The following is a 20,290-nucleotide window of genomic DNA, read 5'->3' on the forward strand; positions in this document are numbered from 1 at the left end:
GGATGTCGAGCGTCATGACTCAATCCACCGAGACGTCTCAGGTCACGTCCGGCACGCCGGGGGTGAGCCCCCACCCGATGCTGGAGCTCACGGGCATTACCCGGCGCTTTCCTGCGGGGGATCGCGATGTTGTCGTGCTGCGCGACGTGCATCTCACCATCGAAGAAGGCGAGATCGTGGCGATCATGGGTGCGTCGGGGTCGGGCAAGTCGACGCTGATGAACATTCTCGGCTGTCTCGATCACCCGAGCGAGGGCAGCTACCGTGTGGCCGGACGCGAGACCCGCGATCTCGACGCCGATGCGCTGGCCCAACTGCGCCGTGAGCACTTCGGCTTCATCTTCCAGCGCTACCACTTATTGCCGCACCTCGACGCCGCGTCGAACGTCGAAATGCCGTCCGTCTACACCGGTGCACCGCAGGCGGCGCGTCGTGCGCGCTCGGTCATGCTGCTCGAACGCCTCGGGCTGGCGGATCGCACCGAGCACCGGCCGAGCCAGCTGTCGGGTGGTCAGCAGCAGCGCGTGAGTATCGCGCGTGCGCTGATGAACGGCGGCGAAGTGATTCTGGCCGACGAGCCGACCGGGGCGCTCGACACGCGCAGCGGCAAGGAAGTCATTCGGATTCTGAAGGAGCTCAACGCGCTCGGTCACACGGTCATCATCGTGACCCACGACGAGAAAGTGGCCGCGCACGCCCGCCGCATCATCGAGATTCGCGATGGGGAGATCGTGGCCGATCGCGAGAACGCGTCGGTGGACGTGGCGCCGGATGCTGCGCCGCCCGACGAGACCCCCGAGGAAGTGGCGGAAGCCGCCGCCGCGTCGGCCGTCGATCCTGCGTCGGTGAACGCCAGCCATGGCGGCGCGTTGCCGCCGCGCCGCTGGGCGGGGAGCTTCGGCCGCTTCGCCGAGGCGTTTCGCATGGCGTGGGTTGCGCTGATTTCGCACCGTCTGCGCACGTTCCTGACGATGCTCGGGATCATCATCGGTATTACGTCCGTCGTCTCCATCGTGGCCATCGGTGAAGGGGCGAAGCGTTACATGCTGGCCGAGATCGGCAGCATCGGCACCAACACGATCAACATCTACCCGGGCAAAGACTGGGGCGACAATCGCGCAACGGCCATCCAGACGCTCGTGCCTGAGGACGTGCAGGCGCTCTCCGAGCAGATCTATGTCGACAGCGCGACGCCGGAGACGGCGCGCAGCCTGCTGCTGCGCTATCGCAATGTCGATGCGAGCGCGATGGTCACGGGCGTGGGCGAGCACTTCTTCCAGGTGCGTGGGTTGAAGATCGCGCAGGGCATCGCCTTCGGGGCGGACGAGGTGCGGCGTCAGGCGCAGGTCGCCGTCATCGACCAGAACACACGTCGCAAGCTGTTCAATACGAATCCGAACCCGCTGGGCGAAGTGATCTTCGTGGGCAATCTGCCGTGCGTGGTAATCGGTGTGACGGCCGAAAAGAAGAGCGCTTTCGGCGACACCAAGAGCCTGAACATCTGGGTGCCCTACACCACGGCGGCGGGCCGTTTGTTCGGTCAGCGCAACGTCGACAGCATTACCGTGCGGGTGCGTGACGGCCAGCCGAGCAAGGCCGCCGAAAAGAGCCTCGAGACACTCATGACCCAGCGTCACGGCCGCAAGGACTTCTTCACCTACAACATGGACAGCGTGGTGAAGACGGTCGAGAAGACGAGCCAGTCGCTGACGCTGCTGCTCTCGCTGATTGCCGTGATTTCGCTCGTCGTTGGGGGCATCGGCGTGATGAACATCATGATCGTGTCGGTCACCGAGCGCACGCGGGAAATCGGCATTCGCATGGCGGTCGGGGCGCGGCAGAGCGACATCATGCAGCAGTTCCTGGTGGAAGCGGTAATGGTGTGTCTGATGGGCGGGGCGATCGGGATTGCGCTGTCCTTCGGGGCGAGTTTCCTGTTCTCGCTGTTCGTCGAGAAATGGAAGATGGTGTTTTCGATGGGTTCCGTCGTCACGGCATTCCTGTGTTCGACACTCATCGGCGTGGTGTTCGGTTTCATGCCTGCGCGCAATGCGGCGCGGCTGGACCCGGTCGAAGCGCTTGCACGCGATTGAGGTATTGCCAGATGACCAGAATGAATCCTCCGACTCGCAGTTTTCGCGTTTTCTCCTTGCGCCGCACGGCGCTCGCCCTCGCGAGCGCGGCCGCTTTGCTGACGGGCTGCGCCGGCGTGCGCAACCATCCGCTGCCGACAGTGCCGGTGCCAGCCCAATGGACTGGCGCGCCGGAGGCGACCGCAGCACCCGCAGCCACCGCGGCGGCGATTGCCCCCGATTTTTGGCGCGCCTTTGGCGATCCGGTGCTCGACCGGTTGATCGCCGATGCGCTGGCTGTCAACAACGATCTGGCGGCGGCGGGCATTCGTGTTTATCGCGCGCAGTTGCAAGCCGGATTGGCCGATACGAACCTCACGCCGAAGGTCGAGGTCAAGGGCAACGGGGGTGTGCAGCGCACGCTCGACACGCATGTGGTGTCGCGCTCCAGCACCTTGTCGGCGACGGCGTCTTACGAACTGGATTTGTGGGGCAGGCTCGCGGCGCAACGCGATGCCGCGCGCTGGGAGTACGAGGCGACCGATGCCGACCGCGAGGCGGCGCGTCTGTCGCTGATCGGCACGACCGCACAGCTTTACTGGACCATCGGCTTCCTGAATCAGCAGATCGCCAACACCGAAAGCAACATCGCGTATGGCGAGCGCATTCTGGCGCTAGTGCGTTCGCGTTACGCGGCGGGCGCCGTTTCCGGGCTGGACGTCGCACAGGCGGAGCAGAACCTGTCCGATCAGCGTGCGGCGCTGACCCAACGGGTGCAGCAGCGCACCGAAAACCGCAACGCCCTGGCGATCCTGTTCGACCGTCCGCCGGAGCAGACAGCTGCCGAGCCGTCGATGCTGCCCACGCAGGCGCTGCCTGTCGTGCCGGCCGGATTGCCCGCGGAACTGCTGGGCCGCCGACCGGATTTACGCGCGTCCGAATTGCGACTGCGCAAGGCGCTGGCCAACGTCGACGCGACGCGCACCAGCTTCTACCCGACGTTCACCCTGACCGGTCAACTCGGCACGAGCAGCTCGACGCTGGAGCGCGTATTGCAGAACCCCATCGGCTCGTTGGGACTGGGGCTGGCGTTGCCATTCATCCAATGGAACACCATGCAGTTGCAGATCGGGGTCTCGCAATCCGAGTACGAAGAAGCTGTCGTGAAATTCCGTCAGAGCCTCTTCACCGCGCTGAGCGAAGTCGAGAACGCCTTGTCTGCGCGGGAGCAACTGACCAAAGAGGGCGAACAGCGGGCGCTGTCGCTCGCGCAGGCGCAGCGTGCGGAAACGCTGTTGCGTTCGCGCTATCAGGCGGGCGCCATCGGCGTGCAACCGTGGCTGGAGCAGTTGCGCTTGCTGCGGGACGCCCAGACGGCCGACGCGCAGGTGCGGCTGAACCGTCTGAACAACCGCATGGCGCTTTACAAAGCGCTTGGCGGGGCGGGCAACGCGTCGGACGTCAATCCGCCGGCGTAGCCGCTTCCACGACGGGCGCTTTCGGCAGCGTGATCGTAAACGTCGTGCCCACACCGACCTGGCTTGCGACGTCGATCGTTCCCTTGTGGAATTCGATGGCGGCGTACACCACGGCGAGGCCTACGCCGGAGCCGTCTTCCAGCACGGCGTTGCTGCGTGAGCGGAACGACATCTGGAAGATCTCCTTGAGCTCCTCCTCCGGGATGCCCGTGCCGTTGTCGCGCAAGACCACCTGAAACGCCTCGCCTGCGTCCGACACGCTCATCTCGATGACCGGCTGCGCCATCGTGTACTTCGTGGCGTTGCTCACCAGATTGATGAACGCGTGGAACAGCACATTCGTGTCGCCGATCATGCGGCTGTCCAGATCCTGCGCCGCTTGCACCGTAATCGTCGCATTCGGGAACATGTCCGAGCCGACGCCGCGCACATCGTCGAGCAGCGCGACGAGCGACAACTCCGCGCGCTTGCCGAACTTCGGATCGTCGAGCGAGGCGCTTTGTGCGGCGTCCAGCCAGTTCTGGATCAGATGGTTCAGCTTGGCGACGGCTTCGCGAATCTTCGTATAACGCGGGCTCGAATCGGCTTCCTCGTTGCGTGGACTGAGCAGACGTTGTGCGTGGCCGTCGATCACATTGAGCAGCGTACGGAACTCGTGCGTGGCCATCGAGCGGAACGTCTTCTGGAAATGATTGAGGCGTTCCTCATTCGCCAGCGCGCGTTGCAGAATCGTGTTCTTCGCCGTCGCGAGCTTCTGATTGCGGACCAGTGACGCCGTACTCTCCTGAATCTTCGAGAGTGTGCGGGAGAGCGTGCCGATTTCGTCGCCGCGGGACAGCCACGGCAGGCGCAGCTTGTCCTTGCCCGACGCCGCGTTGCCGGCGATGCGGATCAGGCGCGTGAGCGGCTTCAGAATCGCCGTATCCACGTAAATCAGGCATAGGAGCGTGACCACGATCATCGCGGCGATCAGGGCGTCGATCTGCAGCAGATGCTTGCGGGCGGCCGTGTTCTTCGCCTCCACCTCCTTGATCAGCGACTCCGTGCTGCGAAACACCAGCGCGCCGAACGTGCTGTTCGCTTGCGTGTACTTATTGTTCGACTCGCCTCGGTAGAGCTTCGCGGCGTCATTCAGCTTGCCGTTCTGGGCGAGTTGAAATACCTGATTCGACGCGCGGCGGTACTGAGCCCACTGCGACTGAAACTTCGAAAACGCCAGCCGGAACTCGTCGTGCACCAGCACCTTTTGATAGCGCTCCGACGCGGCTTTCATCTTGTCGTCGAATTCCGAGGCGGCGGCGCGAATATCCGCGAGCGCCTTCGGTGACATTGGCGTGAGGGCTTCCGATTCCACCGTCCGGAAATCCGAAATGTAATCGTTCAGTTCCTCGAGGACGCTCAGATTCTCGATCTGCGTGCGCTCCGCGGCGATCGCCCGTTGCTGAGACGTATCGACCTCGTAATGCACCGCGATGCCCACCGCGACCATCGCGACGAGACACAGGGCGAGCAGGAGATACATGCGCCCGCGGATCGGGAGCTGCCTGGCGGGGAGAGAAGATGCTTTCGACATGCGGGAGGGGCCTGGCGCGAGGGCGCGCTCAGAGCTGAATAATATTGAGCAGGGCGGCGCGAACCACGGCTTCCGTGCGCGTGGCGACGTTCAGCTTCTCGCGGGCGTTATCGATATGAAAATCGACCGTGCGTTTGCCCAGATCCAGAATGATCGCAATCTCGGCCGACGTCTTGCCCTTCGCCGACCATTGCAACACTTCCACCTCACGCTTCGAGAGACCGAATGGCAGCGGCGTGTTGTCCGGGGCTTCCTCGTGTTCCGTGTACTTGCGGATCACCGTATCGAGCACATCGAAATCCACCGGCTTGAGCATGTACTCGTCGGCACCGGTACTGTGCCCGCGCATGATCGATTCCTTGTCGGCGTTGCCCGTGAGGAAAATAAAAGGAATCTTGCGCTCGCCCTGAATAATGCTGCGGGCGCTTTCCAGAAACTCGAAACCCGTCATGCCTGGCACATTCACGTCGCAGACAATGATGTCCGGCATGAAAGCGGCCAGGGTCGCCAGCGCGGCCGAAAAATCATGCGCCACCTTCACGACATAACCCCGATCTGTCAGATCCTCGCGAAGCAGATCCGCAGAATCGAGATCGTCCTCAATACAGAAAACTTTAGTGGGAGATGACATCCCGCTGGCCCCGGTTTTTTATGGAATGTCGAAATCCTACTAAAAAAACCCCCAGCGACGAAATTTCCCTCCGTGGCTGGCCGCCGATCAGGCGACGCGGGCACGACGACTTCGCCGCACCACATAAAGAAAAAGGACCGCGCACGGCGATCCTCTTGATGACGCAGGCGGCGATTCAGAGTTGGAACGGCAGCAGGTGGCCGAGCTTGTCATACATTTCCGAGGCGAGCATAAGAAGGGCGCGGACCATGATGGACTCCTGTCAGTTATCGGTAGTTTGGTAGCTCAGTAGCCGAAGACGTGGCCGACTGTGATGGCGCATTGCAAGCCGGTTTCGACGCAGGTGTCGTTGTAGAGCAGGTTGTCGACGAGGTTGAGGAGGAGGTTCATGGTCGTGTTCTCCGTTCGGAACGGGGGGGGATTAGCCGAAGATCGGGGCGATGGTGCCGATTAGGCCGAGGATCGAGGCGAAGCCGTAGGTGATGAGTGCGGGCATGGTGTTTCTCCTTGAGTTGGTGGGTGGTTCGTTTGGCGGCGGTCGCTGGGTTGCTGTGTTGCGTTAGCCGTTGAGTGAAGTATCGTCATCGCCCCGGAGCGGCGAAACTGAGATAAATACAAGTAGAGAAAAAAGCGAGGGTAAGAACGGGAGCGAATCCCCCGCAAATCCCTTGCGGGACAAGGTGTTAAGAGAGGGGTGGTATGAGTCCCCGCATAAATCACAGTGAGCAAAGCGGGGGGGGGAATCGGACATAACAGGCCGGTCCCGGGGGCCCCTTCTGCAGCGAGTTGGGTTTATGTCTGAGAGGCGGAAGGGGCTCCCGGGGCCGGTGCCACTGAGGGGGGGAAGGACTGAGGGGCGAGAGGGAGGAGCGGTTTGGGGCGAGGGAAAGGCCAAAGCCTATGTAAGTACTGAATGGGTGCAAACTCGTGGTTTTCCTGTATGGAACATAGAACCGGAGAAAACCGCAGAAAAAACGACAAAGGCTGACAAGACACAGTTCACCCCTGCGTCATTATGTCGCGATGTATGGAATATGCGTATGCGTAGCATTCGTCACGCAAATTGTGTATCCATACATAGAGGATAAAGATGTCCATGCATAACGTCTCGCCCACCCGCAGTGGCAGGGAAGACACCACACCCCGCGCGCATTGGCGCACGGGGTGCGCACGCGTTGCTGCGGCTATGGCGATGGTGCCCATGAGCGGTTGCACGCTCGAGCTGCTAGACCCCAAAGGCAGCGTCGGGGAACAGGAAAAGCACCTCATCCTGATCGCTCTGGGCGTCATGCTGCTCGTCGTCGTCCCCGTCATCGTGCTCACGCTCGTGTTCTTCTGGCGCTACCGCGAGACCAACACCGCCGCCACCTACTCCCCCAAGTGGTCACACTCCACCAAAATCGAAGTCGTTGTGTGGACCATTCCCGTCATCATCGTCGTCGCGCTCGCCGTCATGATCTGGGAGACCACACACAAACTCGATCCCTATCGTCCCATCGAGCCCATTGCCACCGACAAGCCGCCCGTGCGCGTCGAAGTCGTCGCGCTTAACTGGAAATGGCTCTTCATCTACCCCGACTACCACGTCGCCACCGTCAACAAACTCGTGGTGCCCGTCGATACGCCCGTTGAATTCAAGATCACGGCCGAATCGTTGATGAACGCCTTCTTCATTCCGCAGCTCGGCAGCATGGTCTACGCCATGGCAGGCATGGAGACCAAGCTCCACCTGATCGCGAACCACACCGGCACCTACGCCGGTATGTCCTCCGCCTACAGCGGCGCGGGCTTCTCCGACATGCACTTCAAGGCCCACGTCACCTCGCAAGGCGACTTCGACAAATGGGTCAAAGAAGCGCAGGCCGTGCCCGACACCCTCGACGCGCCTACCTACGTCAAGCTCGAACAGCCGGGAACCGGTGCGCCTGTGGGCATCTACGCCAACGTCATGCCTGGCCTGTTCGACGCCATCGTCGGCAAATACATGGGGCCCATGGACGGCAGCGCCCAAGGCATGCGCGTCTCCGGCAACAGCGCCATCGACGACATCATTGCCGCCGCCAATTGCCGCGTGGACGGCCAACTGGACAGCCGCGCGTTGCTCGCGCAGCGTCCCGAGCGCGAAGCCGGTGCACAACCCGTTGCCCAGCGCGCGCTTACGGAGTAAGTCATGTTCGGAAAACTCGATCTCGACGCCATTCCATGGCACGAACCCATCATCATGGGCACGCTCGCCGTCGTGCTCATGGGGGGCGCGGCGCTGCTCGGCGCCATCACCTACTACCGGAAGTGGGGCTACCTCTGGAAAGAGTGGATCACCTCCGTGGACCACAAGCGCATCGGTGTCATGTACATCGTGCTCGCCCTCATCATGATGCTGCGCGGCTTTGCCGACGCCATCATGATGCGCACCCAGCAAGCCATCGCCGCCGGCGGTGAAGCCGGCTACCTGCCTCCGCACCACTACGACCAGATCTTCACGGCGCACGGCGTCATCATGATCTTCTTCGTGGCCACGCCGCTCGTGCTGGGGCTCATGAACGTCATCGTGCCGCTGCAGATCGGCGCGCGCGACGTCGCCTTCCCGTTCGTCAACTCGCTCTCGTTCTGGCTCTCCGCCATGGGCGCCGTGCTGGTCATGATGTCCATGTTCGTCGGCGACTTCGCCGCCACCGGCTGGGTCGCCTATCCGCCGCTCTCCGAGCTTGGATACAGCCCAACCGTGGGGGTCGACTACTACATCTGGTCATTGCAGATATCCGGGCTGGGCACCACGCTCACCGGCATCAACTTCATCGTCACCATCCTGCGCATGCGTGCGCCGGGGATGAACCTTATGAAGATGCCCGTGTTCACGTGGACCGCGCTGATCACCAACATCCTGATCGTTGCCGTGTTCCCGGTGCTCACCGCCACGCTCGCGCTGCTCACCGCCGACCGCTACCTCGGCATGCACTTCTTCACGAACGAGCTCGGCGGCAACGCCATGATGTACGTGAACCTGATCTGGATCTGGGGCCACCCCGAGGTGTACATCCTGATCCTGCCGGCGTTCGGTGCGTTCTCGGAAATCATCGCCGCCTTCTCGCGCAAGCCGCTGTTCGGCTACAAGTCGATGGTCTACGCGACCTCGTCGATCGGTATCCTGTCGTTCTTCGTGTGGCTGCACCACTTCTTCACCATGGGTTCCGGGGCCAACGTCAACGCCTTCTTCGGCATCATGACGACGATCATCTCGATTCCGACCGGCGTGAAGCTGTTCAACTGGCTGTTCACGATGTATCAGGGCCGTATCCGTTATCACTCGGCTACGCTCTGGACCATCGGTTTCATGGTCACGTTCGCCATCGGCGGCATGACCGGCGTGCTGCTCGCCGTGCCGGGCGCCGACTTCGTGCTGCACAACTCGCTGTTCCTCGTGGCGCACTTCCACAACGTCATCATCGGCGGCGTGGTGTTCGGCTGTCTCGCAGGCATCACCTTCTGGTTCCCGAAAGTGTTCGGCTTCACGCTCAACGAGCGCTGGGGCAAGATTTCCTTCGCCTGCTGGCTGATCGGCTTCTACCTCGCCTTCATGCCGCTGTATGTGCTCGGCTTCAAGGGCATGACGCGCCGTATGAACCACTACGTGCAGCCCGACTGGCAGCCGTATCTGGTCGTGGCGATGGTCGGTGCCGCGCTGATCGGTCTGGGCATTCTGGCCTTCGGCGTGCAGCTCTTCGTGAGTATTCGCGACCGTAACGCCAATCGCGACCTGACGGGCGATCCGTGGGATGCGCGCAGCCTGGAATGGGCGACGTCCTCGCCCGCGCCGTTCTACAACTTCGCGCACGTGCCGCACATCGACTCGCTCGAACAGCACTGGGACGATAAGGAGCGGGGTCTCGCCTACGTCGAGCCGAAGCAGTACGAAGACATCCACATGCCGCGCAACACCGGCACCGGCTTCATCGTCTCGGCGTTCAGCTTCGTCATGTGTTTCGCACTCATCTGGCACATCTGGTGGCTGGCCGGTGCGAGCCTGATCGCGACTATTGCCACGTTCCTGTGGCGCACCTACGACCGCGACGTCGATTACTACGTGCCGGCGGCGGAAGTGGAGCGTATCGAAAACGCCCGCTTTGCCGACCTGCGTGCAGCGCTTCCTGCGCGTCAATCCCTGCAAAAGGCCGCCTGATGTCCTCGGCATCCCTTCATCCCAATCACGGCCACGGTGCTGCGGCACCGGCCGACGCCCACGCTCACGGGCATCACGACGCCGGCGCCACCACGACGCTCGGCTTCTGGATCTACCTGATGAGCGACTGTCTCATCTTCTGTGTGCTGTTCGCCACGTTCGGCGTGCTCGCGGCGAACACGGCCGGCGGGCCGACCGGCCGCGAGCTGTTCGAGCTGCCGTTCGTGCTCGGCGAGACCATGCTGCTGCTGCTCTCGAGCTTCACGTTCGGGCTGGCGTCGCTGTCCATGCGTCCGGGCAACGAGGCCATCGTCCAGCGCTGGCTGTGGGTGACGTTTGCGCTCGGCGCGGCGTTCGTCTCCATGGAAATCTATGAGTTCTCGGCACTGCTGCACGAGGGCGCAGGCCCGGGCCGCAGCGCGTTCCTGTCGGCGTTCTTCACGCTGGTGGGCACGCACGGTCTGCACGTCACGTGCGGCTTGCTGTGGCTCGTGGTGATGATTCACCAGATCGGCCGCTTCGGCTTCGACCCGGTGGTGCGTCGCCGTCTGCAATGTCTGAGCCTGTTCTGGCACTTTCTGGATCTCGTCTGGATCTGTGTCTTCACCTTCGTCTATCTGCGGGAGTTCGTATGACGAGCGCTCAAGTCCACGACCACGGCGCCTACGCCTCGCAGAGTCATCTGCGCGATTACGTCATCGGGTTCTTCCTGTCGCTGGTGCTCACGTTCGCGTCGTTCGGCGCGGTCATGCTCAAGCTGGTGCCCGCCGCATGGGGCCTGGCGACCATCGTCGTGCTGTGCGTGGCGCAACTGGTCGTGCAACTCGTGTACTTCCTGCACATCGGTGCGAAGCGCAGCCAGCGCCAGAACTCGGCCATCTTCCTGTGTACGGCCGGGTTGATCGCGATCATCGTCGCGGGTTCGTTGTGGGTGATGCATAACGCCAACAACAACATGATGCCCACGCACATGTCCATTGAACGGGCGAAGCTGCGCGACTGACCATGGACCGCCTCAAATGCATGGAGGTGTTCGTGCAGGTCGTGCGTGCCGGGAGCCTGTCGGGCGGTGCGGCGGCCTGCGGCATGTCTGCGGTCACGGCAACGCGTCACGTGCAGGCGCTCGAAGGCCGGCTCGGGCAGCCGCTGCTGCGTCGCAGCGGGCGGCGTCAGGTGCCGACCGAACTGGGCGAGCGCTACTTCATCGAGTGTGCGGAAGTGCTCGCGCGCATCGAGAACGCCGATGCGCTGGGGGACGTCGGGCCTGCGGGGTCGTCGATGTCCTCGGCGCTCGTGCGGCCCGTCGGCCAGATTCGCGTGAGCGCGCCGACCACCGTCGGCTCGCATCTGCTCATGCCGATTTTTGCCGAGTATTTGCAGACGCATCCGGACGTGGCGCTGGATCTCGCTCTCAAGGACCGCGCCGTCGATCTGGAGGAGGAGGGGATTCACGCCGCGTTTCAGGCGGGCGGGAATCCGGAGCCGGGGCTTGTCGCACACACGCTGCGCGGGGTCACGCGCGTGGCGTGCGCGTCACCCGGCTATCTCGCGCGACGCGGTATCCCGGGACACCCATCGGATCTCGCCGGACACGACTGCCTGGGCTTTCGTTATGACGACGTGCTCGGGCGCTGGGCGTTTACCGATGCCGCAGCGAATACCGGGACGGTGCGCGACGCGCGTCTCATCGCCAACAATCCGCTCGCGCAGCTTCAGGCGGCGGTGCATGGCATGGGCATTGCGCTGCTTCCCGAGTATCTGCTGGCGCCGGAGGTGGATGCGGGGCGTCTCGTGCGCGTGCTCGAAGCCGAGGCGCAACTGAGCGAACCGATGCATCTCGTGCATCTCGCCGGACGCTACGTGTCGTCGAAGCTAGAGGACTTTGTGCGCTACATGGTCGCGAAGCTCGGGCCCGAGGCCTGTCCGGTCGTGACGTCGGCCTGAGATCGACATGAGATCGACATGAGGTTGGCACGCCACCGCAGCCAGCGGTGGTGGGGCAGACGTGGGGCGTCGCGCGGTCACTTCGGCTAAGATGCACCCATCGACGTCGGGGCCGATGCGATATCTCCCAGAGCGCGGCCGTTTGAGCCCGCCATCCCTTTTCCGGCAATCATGCTACGAGGCAAAGCACTGCGACGCCTGTTCGCCTGCATTTCCGTGAGCACGGCGGTTGTGTGGACGGCTGCCGCACTGGCGCAGCCACCGCAATACAAGAACGAAGCGGAGTTGATGGGGGCAGCCATTGCGTCGCCCGAGGGCGTGGGGCAGGTGCTGGAGCGGCTCGTGCAGAAGTGCGGGCTGTATGGCGAGGCGACCAAGGCTCATGGCAACGCCGCTCTGCGCGCGTGGCAGACGCGTCATCGCGACTATCTTGCAGAAGGTCAGCGCGTGCGCGCCGAGCTGCGCGCTGTCTACACCGATGCCGAGGCGCGCGAGCGCTTCGACGATCTCCTGAACAACCAGTTTCCGATGCTCGTGGAGCGACAGTTTGTCGTGTATTCGCGCAGCATCGACGACCAGCCGACCGAGGCTGCCAAAGCGGAGCTTTGCGACGGCTATTTCAACGCCGTCGACGATCGTCAGTTCGATCTCACCGTGAACGATCCAGCACTTGCCGGGTTCTTCGACCGACGCATTGCAGCGCGTGCCGAAGCCGCGAAAGACAGTCATGCGGGAGCTGCGCCGGATGCGCAGGTCCCGGCCTCGCCGGCGAGTGCGCCGTCGTCGCAGTAAAGTGCTCGGGACCGGACCCGCGAAGGTACTGCCGCATGCCCTGCCATCGAACGTCAGCACTGCGCCCTCACGCCATCCCGCTTTGAGCACGCGGTGGCGAGGCGATCCGTGTTTTGTATCGCCACGTCGCCTGTCAATGTTGACAGTTGGTGCCCGGTGAGGCGTTAGGTAATCTGGCCGAACCCACATGAGGGGAAGCCAATGAAGATCATTCGGATCTTGGCGCTGATCTGCTGGGTGAGCTTGCTGCAATGCGGGCTTACCGTCTCGGCACTGGCGTTTCAAGGGGATACGGGCGCAGTTGCTGTCGAGCAAGCCGTCGCCCCGCGCCTGGACGGCACAGCCGTCGCCTATCTGGTCAATCAGCGATACAACAACGCGACATCCCGTTGTTTCGTGAACAGCCCCGTCTACGATTGCTCGGGGCTCCTGCTGCGAACCCTGCCGGACGGCGGCAGTGCGGGGAACTTCTGGCAGGTGAGCGATACGGAAGTGGCGAACGGATATGCCACGTTGATATACGCACGCAAGGATGTGCCGCCGTCGACCTTGTCGAATTCGGTTGGATTCATTCTGGCCGATCGACCGAGCGCTGTCGGCGCCGGGCAACCCTACGAGCTTCGCTGCGGCGACGCCCCCATTGGCCCGGCACTGCCGCCGTGCGTCCCTCATCCGACAGATCCGAACGCCGTCGGTGTGAGCCTTTGGGACGTGAATCATCCGGCGTTGCTCGCGGTACAGGCGATCTTCTACGATGCCTCGCTACCCGGTCAACTCGCGCAGGCGCTGCATTATCAGCGGCAGTACTACGTCGCCACGGGGGAGATGGTGCCAGTCCTGCGGGCTTGGTTCGGTGCTGGCGCAGCCACGTCGTTCGGATTCGACGCCAAGGAGCAACTGGATTGGGGCGCGAGCCTCGCTGAGGATCTCAAAAATCGCTACAAGGACACACGCGAGAATTGCGGCGGCCCGAACTTCCCGGCGTTCCTGTGTTCCGGCGTTCTGTTTCGCGCGACCGAGCCATCCACGCAGTACGACGCGTGGGATCCGAGTCCGTCGTCTATCACGCGCGGGGGCGTTTCGTTCGCCTATATGCGTGCGGACGCCAAGGCCTATGGTTTTTACGCGCCGCGGTACTCGAATGGTTTCATCTTCACGCCGTACTTCCGGGCATCCGCGGGTATGGAGCAACCGGAAATCCTGTGCGCGTTCCCCTATGACGCCGGCACGTCGAGCCGCGCACCGCCCGGAGGTTGCGGCGCACAGCCCAGTTACCCGGCAACGAGCGGGCCTTGTCAGACGTTAGGCATTACGACAGCCCAACAGTGGTATTCAAACTTCAAACAAGTGGGGGAATACAGCGGCGGATGGTCCAGCAAGCACGCATACAACGAGTGCGGTTTCTCCCTGGCGGAGAATTACGTCAATAGCGCCCCCATCTTTTATCAGATGCTGCTATCCGTCTCCATGATTCCCGAATTTCTGCACGACGTGACCGATGAACTGATTATCAAACCCTGGGATCCGGGCATTCCCGGCAAGCTGCCGCTCGAAGCCTTTTTCTACGTCGGCGCGGGGCTTGTAAATGCGCAGTACGACCAGCAGAACTTCTTTTCGAAAACGGGGAAGTACGTGCCGATCATCCACTTAACGTGGCCCGTGAACGTCAATGACAATGCGTCGTTTGTCTTTCGGGTCGACGAACAAGTGATCGGGAGATAGCGGAGCAGCGCGGTGCACTTCATGCCGCCACACGGGACGTTTTAGGTGGCGGCCCGTGTGGCGCGTGTCGCGACAAGCGCGCCGAGTGCGTTAAGCTCGACCACGGGGTGACTCAAGCGGCGGTGCCCGACGTCATGTCCGCCGGCCGCTCCCCGGTGAGCAGGTAACGCATCAGATCCGCCACGGGGCGAATGCGCTCGCCGAACGGCAGCGGGTCGCGTCCACGGAAGAAGAGCCCGCGGGCGACGTCGCCACGCACAGCCTGCGCGAGCTTGAGGTCGATGCAGAACTGCCCGATGCGCGCCACACCGTCGCGCAAGCCGCATGCCTGGAGACAATCGAAGCCTTCCAGACACTGACGCACTTTCGCCTTCGCCTGCAACGCACTCTCGCGCGAGAGATATTTCCTGAGCCACGGCGTGAGCACCGCGCGCGCGGGCAACCCTGCCACGCTGGTGAATTCGACGATGTCTTCGGGGCGTGCGCTCGTGAGCACTTCCTTGAATGCGGGGTGCGCATCCGATTCTTCGGTGACGGCGAATGCTGTGCCCAGTTGCACACCTGCCGCGCCTTTTTCGAGCCAATACCTGACGTGTTCGTGACGATGAATGCCGCCGGCCACGATCAGTGGCACTTGCGTCCATTCGATGCCCAGCGACGCGTAAATTTCGCGGCATTCGGTGAGCACGCGTTCGAAGGAAAAGCGCGCGTCGCCCAGCTCCTCGATGCGCGACGCCCCGAGATGACCGCCCGCATGGGCCGGATGTTCGATGACGATGGCGTCGGGCAGTCGGCCCTTCTTCATCCACTTGCGCAGCACCAGGCTCACGCCGCGCGAGTCCGAGAGAATCGGGATCAGCGCGACGTTCGGATGCGAGGCCGCGAGTTCTGGCAGGTCGAGCGGGAGCCCGGCCCCCATGACGATCGCTTGCGCGCCGCTCTCGCACGCTTGACGTACGAGCGACGCGTGCGCACTCACGGCCTTCATGACGTTGACCGCCACGAGCCCGTTGCCGCCGGCAATCGCCTTGGCCGCGCGGATCTCGCGGTCGAGCGCGATCAGGTTCACGGCCTCGATGGCGGCCTTGTCACGTGTGCCTTCGACCTGGGCGAGCAGGTCGGGGTGATGGTGGCGCAGATCGATGCTCGCAATCGTGCCCATGCCGTTGTGCTTCGCCACCGTGCCCGCCAGCCGGTGCGCGGAGATGCCGATTCCCATGCCGCCTTGCACCACCGGCACCAGCCGGCGTCCGGCCAGCGTCAACCATTGCTCGTTCATGTCAGTTCCGTTCGTCGAAGAGTGCCTGCGCGCACGTGCGTATCGCGTGTTTGCCGTGTGTGTGCGCCAGGCAGTCCCGGCAGTCTGGCACTGCGCTTGCGAACGGTTTTTGCGATGGGTCAAGCGCGCTCGCGCTCAGGCGGGGCTGTCGGTGCGGCATGGCGTCGCAGGACGCGCTGCCGTGCCCAGTGCAATGCCGCCCACGATCAGCGCCAGCGCGATCCAGACATCCAGCCCGAGCGACTCGCGCAGAATGAGCGCCGACGCAAGCGTGCCTACCACGGGCACGCCGAGCAGGCCGAGCGAGGTCACGCCCGCCGGTAATTGACGTGTGACGACGCCCGCCAGCCAGTACGCGATGCCGCCACCCACCACGCCGCCGTATGTCAGCAAACCCGAAAATCCGGCCCAGCCGGTCACGCGTGGAGGGCCGTCGACCGCGAGCGCGAGCGTGCACAACAGCACGCTGGCGAGCAGCAGTTGCCACGGGCTGAGTTCGAACGGGCCATTGACCCAGCGGTGAGCGCGCATATGGACGATGGCGAGCGCCCAGACGAAGGCCGACAGCAGCACAAGGGCATTGCCGAAGATCGCGTTGCGGTCATGCCAGTCGAAAGCGAGCGGGTTGAACATCACCGCCACGCCGAGCAGGCCGCAGGCGAGCCCGAGCAGACGGCGCGGCGTGAGCGCCTCGCCCAGCCACAGACGCGCGGCGGGCATCACCCAGAGCGGCGTGGTGTAGGCGAGCACGGCGGAGCGTCCCGCGCTGACGTATTGCAGGCTGAGCGCCACGAGCAGCGAGAACACGGTCATGTGCAGCAGGCCGACGCTCAGGATGACGGGCAGGTCGCCCCGGCGCGGCAACACGAGACGCCGGGTCAGCGCGCAGATGACGAACAGCGTCGTCATGCCGATGGCCGAACGCAGCGCGGCGCTCCACCACGGCGAGACATGCGCGAGCAGCGCCTTGCTCACCGGCCAGTTCACCCCCCACGCCACGATGACGATGGCAAAGAGCACCCCGGCGTGCGAGCGCAGGGGAGAACGATGCGAAGCGAGGTGTTGCAGACTGGCAGGCAGGTTCACGCGGCCGGATTCCGTCAAGGGATGCAAGGGGGACGGTCTGCGCCAGCGTTCTGGAAAGCGGACCGGACTATCCCATCACGTTAGGGCAGTCGTGGCTCGCCGAGAAGCGCCAGAAAGGAGGTAAACGTTGGTGCCATGGCCCGTGAGCGGCGAATGGCACCACGGAGGACATAGAGGAGGTATGGCCCTGCACGGCGACGGTGACGGCGACGGCGGCAGGGCGAGATGTGGGCTGTGCGGCTAAGGCAGGGTCGGCAGGGTCGGCAGGGGCGGCAGGGCCGTCCGCTCAGCGCTTCGGCGGCGTGCCGCTCAGCTTCATGCCGAGGCCGCGCAGGAAGACGCGAATGCCGTCGCTCTTTCCCAGTTGCGGACGGTGGCGGAAGACGTCGTAATCGACGGCCTCGATCATGTCGAGGATGCGCAAGCCGCCGTGCACCACGCAGCAAAGCTCCAGACCGAAGCGGCCCGGCACGCGGTTGGCGAGCGGCGCACCGCGCAGCATCATCTGGCGTGCGAAGTCGACTTCGAAGCGCATGAGCGCGCGCCAGCGGTCGTCGAACGTCTGCGCACCGATGTCGGCATCGGTCACGCCGAAGCGCGCCATATCGTCTTGCGGCAAATACACGCGCGCCTTGCGCCAGTCGACTTCCACGTCCTGCCAGAAGTTGATCAGTTGCAGCGCGGAACAGATATCGTCCGAGCAGGCGATGTTCTCGGGCGTGTCGAGCTTGAACAGGCCGAGCATGATGCGTCCGACGGGGTCGGCGGAGCGGCGCGTGTAGTCGCGCAGTTCGGCAAACGTCCCGTAACGCTTGGTCTCGATGTCCTGATCGAAAGCGGAGAGCAGGTCGGAGAATGGCTGCACCGCGAGTTGGTGTTCGGCGATCACGCGGGCGAGCGCGGCGAACAGCGGCTTGTCGGGCGAGGTCGGCTGCCCGGCGGCAATCTTGTCGAGCTCGGCCTGATAGGCGGCCAGACCGGCGTGGCGCTCGGCATTGGTGGCGTCGCCTTCGTCGGCAATGTCGTCGGCCGTGCGGGCAAAGTTGTAGATCACGCCTACCGGCGCGCGCATCTCGCGCGGCAGCAGGACGCTGGCGACCGGGAAGTTCTCGTAGTGCTCGATCTTGGCGTCGGAAGTCATCAGGCGGGTGAGGCAAATAAGGGCAATGTCGCCCGGATCCCGTGAGGCAATGACCGGGACGAGCCGGGGCGGCGTCAAGTGCCCCGAGATTCTATGTCATCGCCCCGCATCCTGGCGGGAAAGTCGCGCCAATCCCCGGTATACTTCCTCCTTTGTACGAATTCCCTGAGCTTTTTTGCAGTGTCACCCCGTTCCCCTGTACGACGAGGAGCCTCGTGAGCGTCGCCGAACCGATCGAAATTTCGCCTGAGCAGAGCAGCGCACGCGTGGCGTCGGGCAGCAGTTTTTACACTGCGATGCGTATTCTGCCGCCCGCGCAGCGTGAAGGCATGTTCGAGATCTACGCCTTTTGCCGCGCCGTGGACGATATCGCCGACGATGGCGACGACACGTCGGCAAACCGTATGGCGCGTCTGGCCGTGTGGCGGCGCGATCTGGCCGACTTGTATGACGGTCGTCCTGTGCCCTCGCTCGCGAACCTCGCGCGTGTCGTCAAGCAATTCGGCCTGAAGCACGACGACTTCCTCGCCGTCATCGATGGCATGGAAATGGACGCCTGTGGCCCTATCGTCGCCCCGGACCTGCCGACGCTCGATCTGTATTGCGATCGCGTGGCGAGCGCCGTGGGCCGGCTGTCGGTCAAGGTGTTCGGTATGCCCGAGCAGGACGGCATCGACCTGTCCTATCACCTCGGCCGCGCCCTCCAGTTGACGAACATTCTGCGCGATATCGACGAAGACGCCGGTATCAGGCGCGTCTATCTGCCGCGCGAAACGCTGGCGGACGCCGGCGTCGTGAACGCCACACCCGAGACGGTCGTCGCCGCCAACCTCGAGCGCGCGTGTGCGCCGCTCGTGGCACAGGCGCGTGAGCATTACGCTCGGGCGCGCGCGATCATGGCGCGTCATCCGCGGCGCGTGGTCATCGCCCCGGCCGTCATGGCCCGCGCTTATGGCGCGATTCTCGACAAACTCATTGCGCGCGGCTTTGCCGTGCCTCGCGAGCGTGTGCGCGTGCCGCGCTGGCGTCTCATTCTGATGCTGCTGCGGCAGATGGCCTTCTGATGGCGGGCACGGTTCACGTCATCGGCGCCGGCCTTGCAGGGCTGGCCGCCGCGGTAAGGCTCGCCACGCGCGGTGTGTCCGTCGTGCTGCACGAGGCCGCACCGCAGGCGGGCGGACGCTGCCGTTCGTATTTCGACCGGCAGTTGAACGCCGTGATCGACAACGGCAATCATCTGGTGCTCTCGGGTAATACGACGATGCGCGAGTTCACGCGCACGATCGGCTCGGAACACACGCTCACCGGTCCGGGCCGCGCCGAGTTCGCATTTGTCGATCTCGACAGCGACGAGCGCTGGACGGTGCGACTGTCGGAAGGGCGGCTGCCCTGGTGGATCTTCGACAAGACCGCCCGGGTGCCCGGCACGAAGTGGTCGGATTACCTGTCGCTCGCGCCGCTGCTGCGCGCGGGACCGGACGCCACGATGACCGACGCCATGCATTGCCCGCCAGCGCTTTACAAGCGGTTGATTCATCCGCTGTTCCTCGCGGTGCTCAATGCCGATCCGGCAGAAGGCTCGGCGCAGATGGCCGGCGCCGTCATTCGCGAGACGTTGGTGCCGGGCGGCAAGGCTTGTCATCCGCTGATCGCGAGCGAGGGGCTGGACGTGTCGTTCGTCACGCCCGCGCTGGCGTATCTGGAGGCGAAGGGCGCACGCGTGATGATGCAGCACCGGGTGCGGGCGATGCACTTCGCCGCAGACGGCCGCCGCGTCGAATCGATCGATTTCGGCGACGGCCCCGAAGCGCTGGCGGCGGGCGATGCCGTCGTGCTCGCGGTGCCGCCGAACGTGGCGGCGTCGCTGGTGCCGGGTCTGACGACGCCCGACGAATACCGCGCCATCGTCAACGCGCATTACCAGGTGCCGCCCCCGCCGGGCTGCCCGCCGATGATCGGTGTGGTCAACGGCGTGAGCGACTGGATCTTCGCGTTCGACGGCCGGCTGTCGGTCACGATCAGCGGCGCCGATCATTTGCTCGATGAGTCGCGGGAATCGCTCGCGCAACGCATTTGGGAAGAGGTGGCGAAGGCCTGCCGGATGCCGTCCACACCGATGCCGGTGTGGCAGTTGGTGCGCGAGAAGCGCGCCACGTTTGCCGCCACGCCCGCTCAGGACAAGCGTCGCCCCGGTGTGAAGACACGCTGGCGCAACCTCGTGCTTGCCGGGGACTGGACCGCCACCGGGCTGCCCGCGACCATCGAAGGCGCGCTGCGCAGTGGTAACCGGGCCGCCGACGTCCTTCACCCGGCCTGAGTGAATGTTTAACCGGCGCGTACCCCGCGCCGCTCTATCGCCTTTGAGTAGGCAAGAACGCCATGGATACGATACGCG

Annotated in this window: 16 protein-coding genes; 11 read left to right on the forward strand and 5 right to left on the reverse strand. The window is 64.0% G+C overall.

All coding sequences use genetic code 11. The features are described 5' to 3' along the window. Positions 1-77 precede the first annotated feature (77 nt). The gene (locus ACIPHM_RS09715; protein ID WP_400327497.1) at positions 78-2,093 is read left to right on the forward strand and encodes a MacB family efflux pump subunit; all 2,016 of its coding nucleotides are present in this window, start codon (positions 78-80) and stop codon (positions 2,091-2,093) included. A 20-nt stretch (positions 2,094-2,113) separates the two neighbouring features. After that, positions 2,114-3,550 (forward strand): efflux transporter outer membrane subunit, encoded by a 1,437-nt coding sequence (locus ACIPHM_RS09720; protein WP_400327294.1) that lies wholly within the window; start codon positions 2,114-2,116, stop codon positions 3,548-3,550. Here ACIPHM_RS09720 and ACIPHM_RS09725 read toward each other — a convergent pair. Together ACIPHM_RS09725 and ACIPHM_RS09730 are read right to left on the reverse strand one after the other, a co-directional pair. Further along, on the reverse strand, positions 3,534-5,123 hold the full coding sequence (locus ACIPHM_RS09725; RefSeq protein WP_400327296.1) for an ATP-binding protein: 1,590 nt from the start codon (positions 5,121-5,123) through the stop codon (positions 3,534-3,536). The two genes, ACIPHM_RS09720 and ACIPHM_RS09725, sit on opposite strands and share 17 nt — an antisense overlap. Positions 5,124-5,151: 28 nt before the next feature. Further along, a complete protein-coding gene (locus ACIPHM_RS09730) occupies positions 5,152-5,754 on the reverse strand; it encodes a response regulator (protein WP_400327298.1) in 603 nt (200 codons plus the stop codon). Positions 5,755-6,940: 1,186 nt separating this feature from the next. On the opposite strand from ACIPHM_RS09730, the gene cyoA reads away from it, so the two are divergent. The 7 genes from cyoA (at position 6,941) to ACIPHM_RS09765 (ending at position 14,389) form a co-directional block, all read left to right on the forward strand. After that, positions 6,941-7,921 carry a ubiquinol oxidase subunit II gene (gene cyoA / locus ACIPHM_RS09735; RefSeq protein ID WP_400327499.1) on the forward strand — a complete coding sequence of 327 codons (981 nt, stop codon included), beginning with the start codon at positions 6,941-6,943 and terminating at the stop codon, positions 7,919-7,921. A 3-nt stretch (positions 7,922-7,924) separates the two neighbouring features. Further along, positions 7,925-9,931, forward strand: coding sequence for a cytochrome o ubiquinol oxidase subunit I (gene cyoB / locus ACIPHM_RS09740; protein WP_400327300.1), 2,007 nt, complete (start codon positions 7,925-7,927; stop codon positions 9,929-9,931). After that, complete coding sequence (cyoC, locus tag ACIPHM_RS09745; RefSeq protein ID WP_400327301.1) at positions 9,931-10,566, forward strand: cytochrome o ubiquinol oxidase subunit III; 636 nt, start codon at positions 9,931-9,933, stop codon at positions 10,564-10,566. Before cyoB ends, cyoC begins: the two co-directional genes overlap by 1 nt. Continuing rightward, entirely contained in the window at positions 10,563-10,934 is a 372-nt protein-coding gene (gene cyoD / locus ACIPHM_RS09750; protein ID WP_400327302.1) for a cytochrome o ubiquinol oxidase subunit IV, read from the forward strand. Before cyoC ends, cyoD begins: the two co-directional genes overlap by 4 nt. 2 nt (positions 10,935-10,936) lie before the next feature. After that, positions 10,937-11,875 (forward strand): LysR family transcriptional regulator, encoded by a 939-nt coding sequence (locus ACIPHM_RS09755; protein ID WP_400327304.1) that lies wholly within the window; start codon positions 10,937-10,939, stop codon positions 11,873-11,875. Positions 11,876-12,046: 171 nt separating this feature from the next. Beyond that, on the forward strand, positions 12,047-12,667 hold the full coding sequence (locus ACIPHM_RS09760) for a hypothetical protein (RefSeq protein WP_400327306.1): 621 nt from the start codon (positions 12,047-12,049) through the stop codon (positions 12,665-12,667). A 201-nt stretch (positions 12,668-12,868) separates the two neighbouring features. Continuing rightward, the gene (locus ACIPHM_RS09765; RefSeq protein ID WP_400327308.1) at positions 12,869-14,389 is read left to right on the forward strand and encodes a hypothetical protein; all 1,521 of its coding nucleotides are present in this window, start codon (positions 12,869-12,871) and stop codon (positions 14,387-14,389) included. 112 nt (positions 14,390-14,501) lie between these two features. Here ACIPHM_RS09765 and ACIPHM_RS09770 read toward each other — a convergent pair whose 3' ends face one another. The 3 genes from ACIPHM_RS09770 to hpnC all read right to left on the reverse strand — a co-directional run bounded on the left by ACIPHM_RS09770 (position 14,502) and on the right by hpnC (position 17,895). Beyond that, the gene (locus ACIPHM_RS09770; protein ID WP_400327309.1) at positions 14,502-15,668 is read right to left on the reverse strand and encodes an NAD(P)H-dependent flavin oxidoreductase; all 1,167 of its coding nucleotides are present in this window, start codon (positions 15,666-15,668) and stop codon (positions 14,502-14,504) included. 135 nt (positions 15,669-15,803) lie between these two features. Then, positions 15,804-16,754 (reverse strand): DMT family transporter, encoded by a 951-nt coding sequence (locus ACIPHM_RS09775; RefSeq protein WP_400327310.1) that lies wholly within the window; start codon positions 16,752-16,754, stop codon positions 15,804-15,806. 286 nt (positions 16,755-17,040) lie between these two features. Then, on the reverse strand, positions 17,041-17,895 hold the full coding sequence (gene hpnC, locus ACIPHM_RS09780) for a squalene synthase HpnC (RefSeq protein WP_400327311.1): 855 nt from the start codon (positions 17,893-17,895) through the stop codon (positions 17,041-17,043). A 215-nt stretch (positions 17,896-18,110) separates the two neighbouring features. On the opposite strand from hpnC, the gene hpnD reads away from it, so the two are divergent. Continuing rightward, complete coding sequence (gene hpnD, locus ACIPHM_RS09785; RefSeq protein WP_400327313.1) at positions 18,111-18,959, forward strand: presqualene diphosphate synthase HpnD; 849 nt, start codon at positions 18,111-18,113, stop codon at positions 18,957-18,959. Next, positions 18,959-20,212, forward strand: a complete 1,254-nt coding sequence (gene hpnE / locus ACIPHM_RS09790) for a hydroxysqualene dehydroxylase HpnE (RefSeq protein WP_400327314.1) — start codon at positions 18,959-18,961, stop codon at positions 20,210-20,212. The genes hpnD and hpnE overlap by 1 nt, the downstream gene beginning before the upstream one ends. The last annotated feature ends 78 nt before the right edge of the window (positions 20,213-20,290 follow it).

Origin of the sequence: Pandoraea sp. NPDC087047, from assembly GCF_044745225.1 — a bacterium.
Taxonomy (GTDB): Bacteria; Pseudomonadota; Gammaproteobacteria; order Burkholderiales; family Burkholderiaceae; genus Pandoraea.

Excerpts from the sequence above, each read along its gene's own strand:
- ACIPHM_RS09715 (WP_400327497.1), top strand. The coding sequence starts at position 78 with ATGCTGGAGCTCACGGGCATTACCCGGCGCTTTCCTGCGGGGGATCGC.
- cyoD (WP_400327302.1), top strand. The coding sequence starts at position 10,563 with ATGACGAGCGCTCAAGTCCACGACCACGGCGCCTACGCCTCGCAGAGT.
- hpnE (WP_400327314.1), top strand. The coding sequence starts at position 18,959 with ATGGCGGGCACGGTTCACGTCATCGGCGCCGGCCTTGCAGGGCTGGCC.
- ACIPHM_RS09760 (WP_400327306.1), top strand. The coding sequence starts at position 12,047 with ATGCTACGAGGCAAAGCACTGCGACGCCTGTTCGCCTGCATTTCCGTG.
- ACIPHM_RS09725 (WP_400327296.1), bottom strand. The coding sequence starts at position 5,123 with ATGTCGAAAGCATCTTCTCTCCCCGCCAGGCAGCTCCCGATCCGCGGG.
- cyoC (WP_400327301.1), top strand. The coding sequence starts at position 9,931 with ATGTCCTCGGCATCCCTTCATCCCAATCACGGCCACGGTGCTGCGGCA.
- ACIPHM_RS09765 (WP_400327308.1), top strand. The coding sequence starts at position 12,869 with ATGAAGATCATTCGGATCTTGGCGCTGATCTGCTGGGTGAGCTTGCTG.
- hpnC (WP_400327311.1), bottom strand. The coding sequence starts at position 17,895 with ATGACTTCCGACGCCAAGATCGAGCACTACGAGAACTTCCCGGTCGCC.
- ACIPHM_RS09755 (WP_400327304.1), top strand. The coding sequence starts at position 10,937 with ATGGACCGCCTCAAATGCATGGAGGTGTTCGTGCAGGTCGTGCGTGCC.
- ACIPHM_RS09770 (WP_400327309.1), bottom strand. The coding sequence starts at position 15,668 with ATGAACGAGCAATGGTTGACGCTGGCCGGACGCCGGCTGGTGCCGGTG.
- cyoB (WP_400327300.1), top strand. The coding sequence starts at position 7,925 with ATGTTCGGAAAACTCGATCTCGACGCCATTCCATGGCACGAACCCATC.
- cyoA (WP_400327499.1), top strand. The coding sequence starts at position 6,941 with ATGGCGATGGTGCCCATGAGCGGTTGCACGCTCGAGCTGCTAGACCCC.
- ACIPHM_RS09720 (WP_400327294.1), top strand. The coding sequence starts at position 2,114 with ATGAATCCTCCGACTCGCAGTTTTCGCGTTTTCTCCTTGCGCCGCACG.
- ACIPHM_RS09730 (WP_400327298.1), bottom strand. The coding sequence starts at position 5,754 with ATGTCATCTCCCACTAAAGTTTTCTGTATTGAGGACGATCTCGATTCT.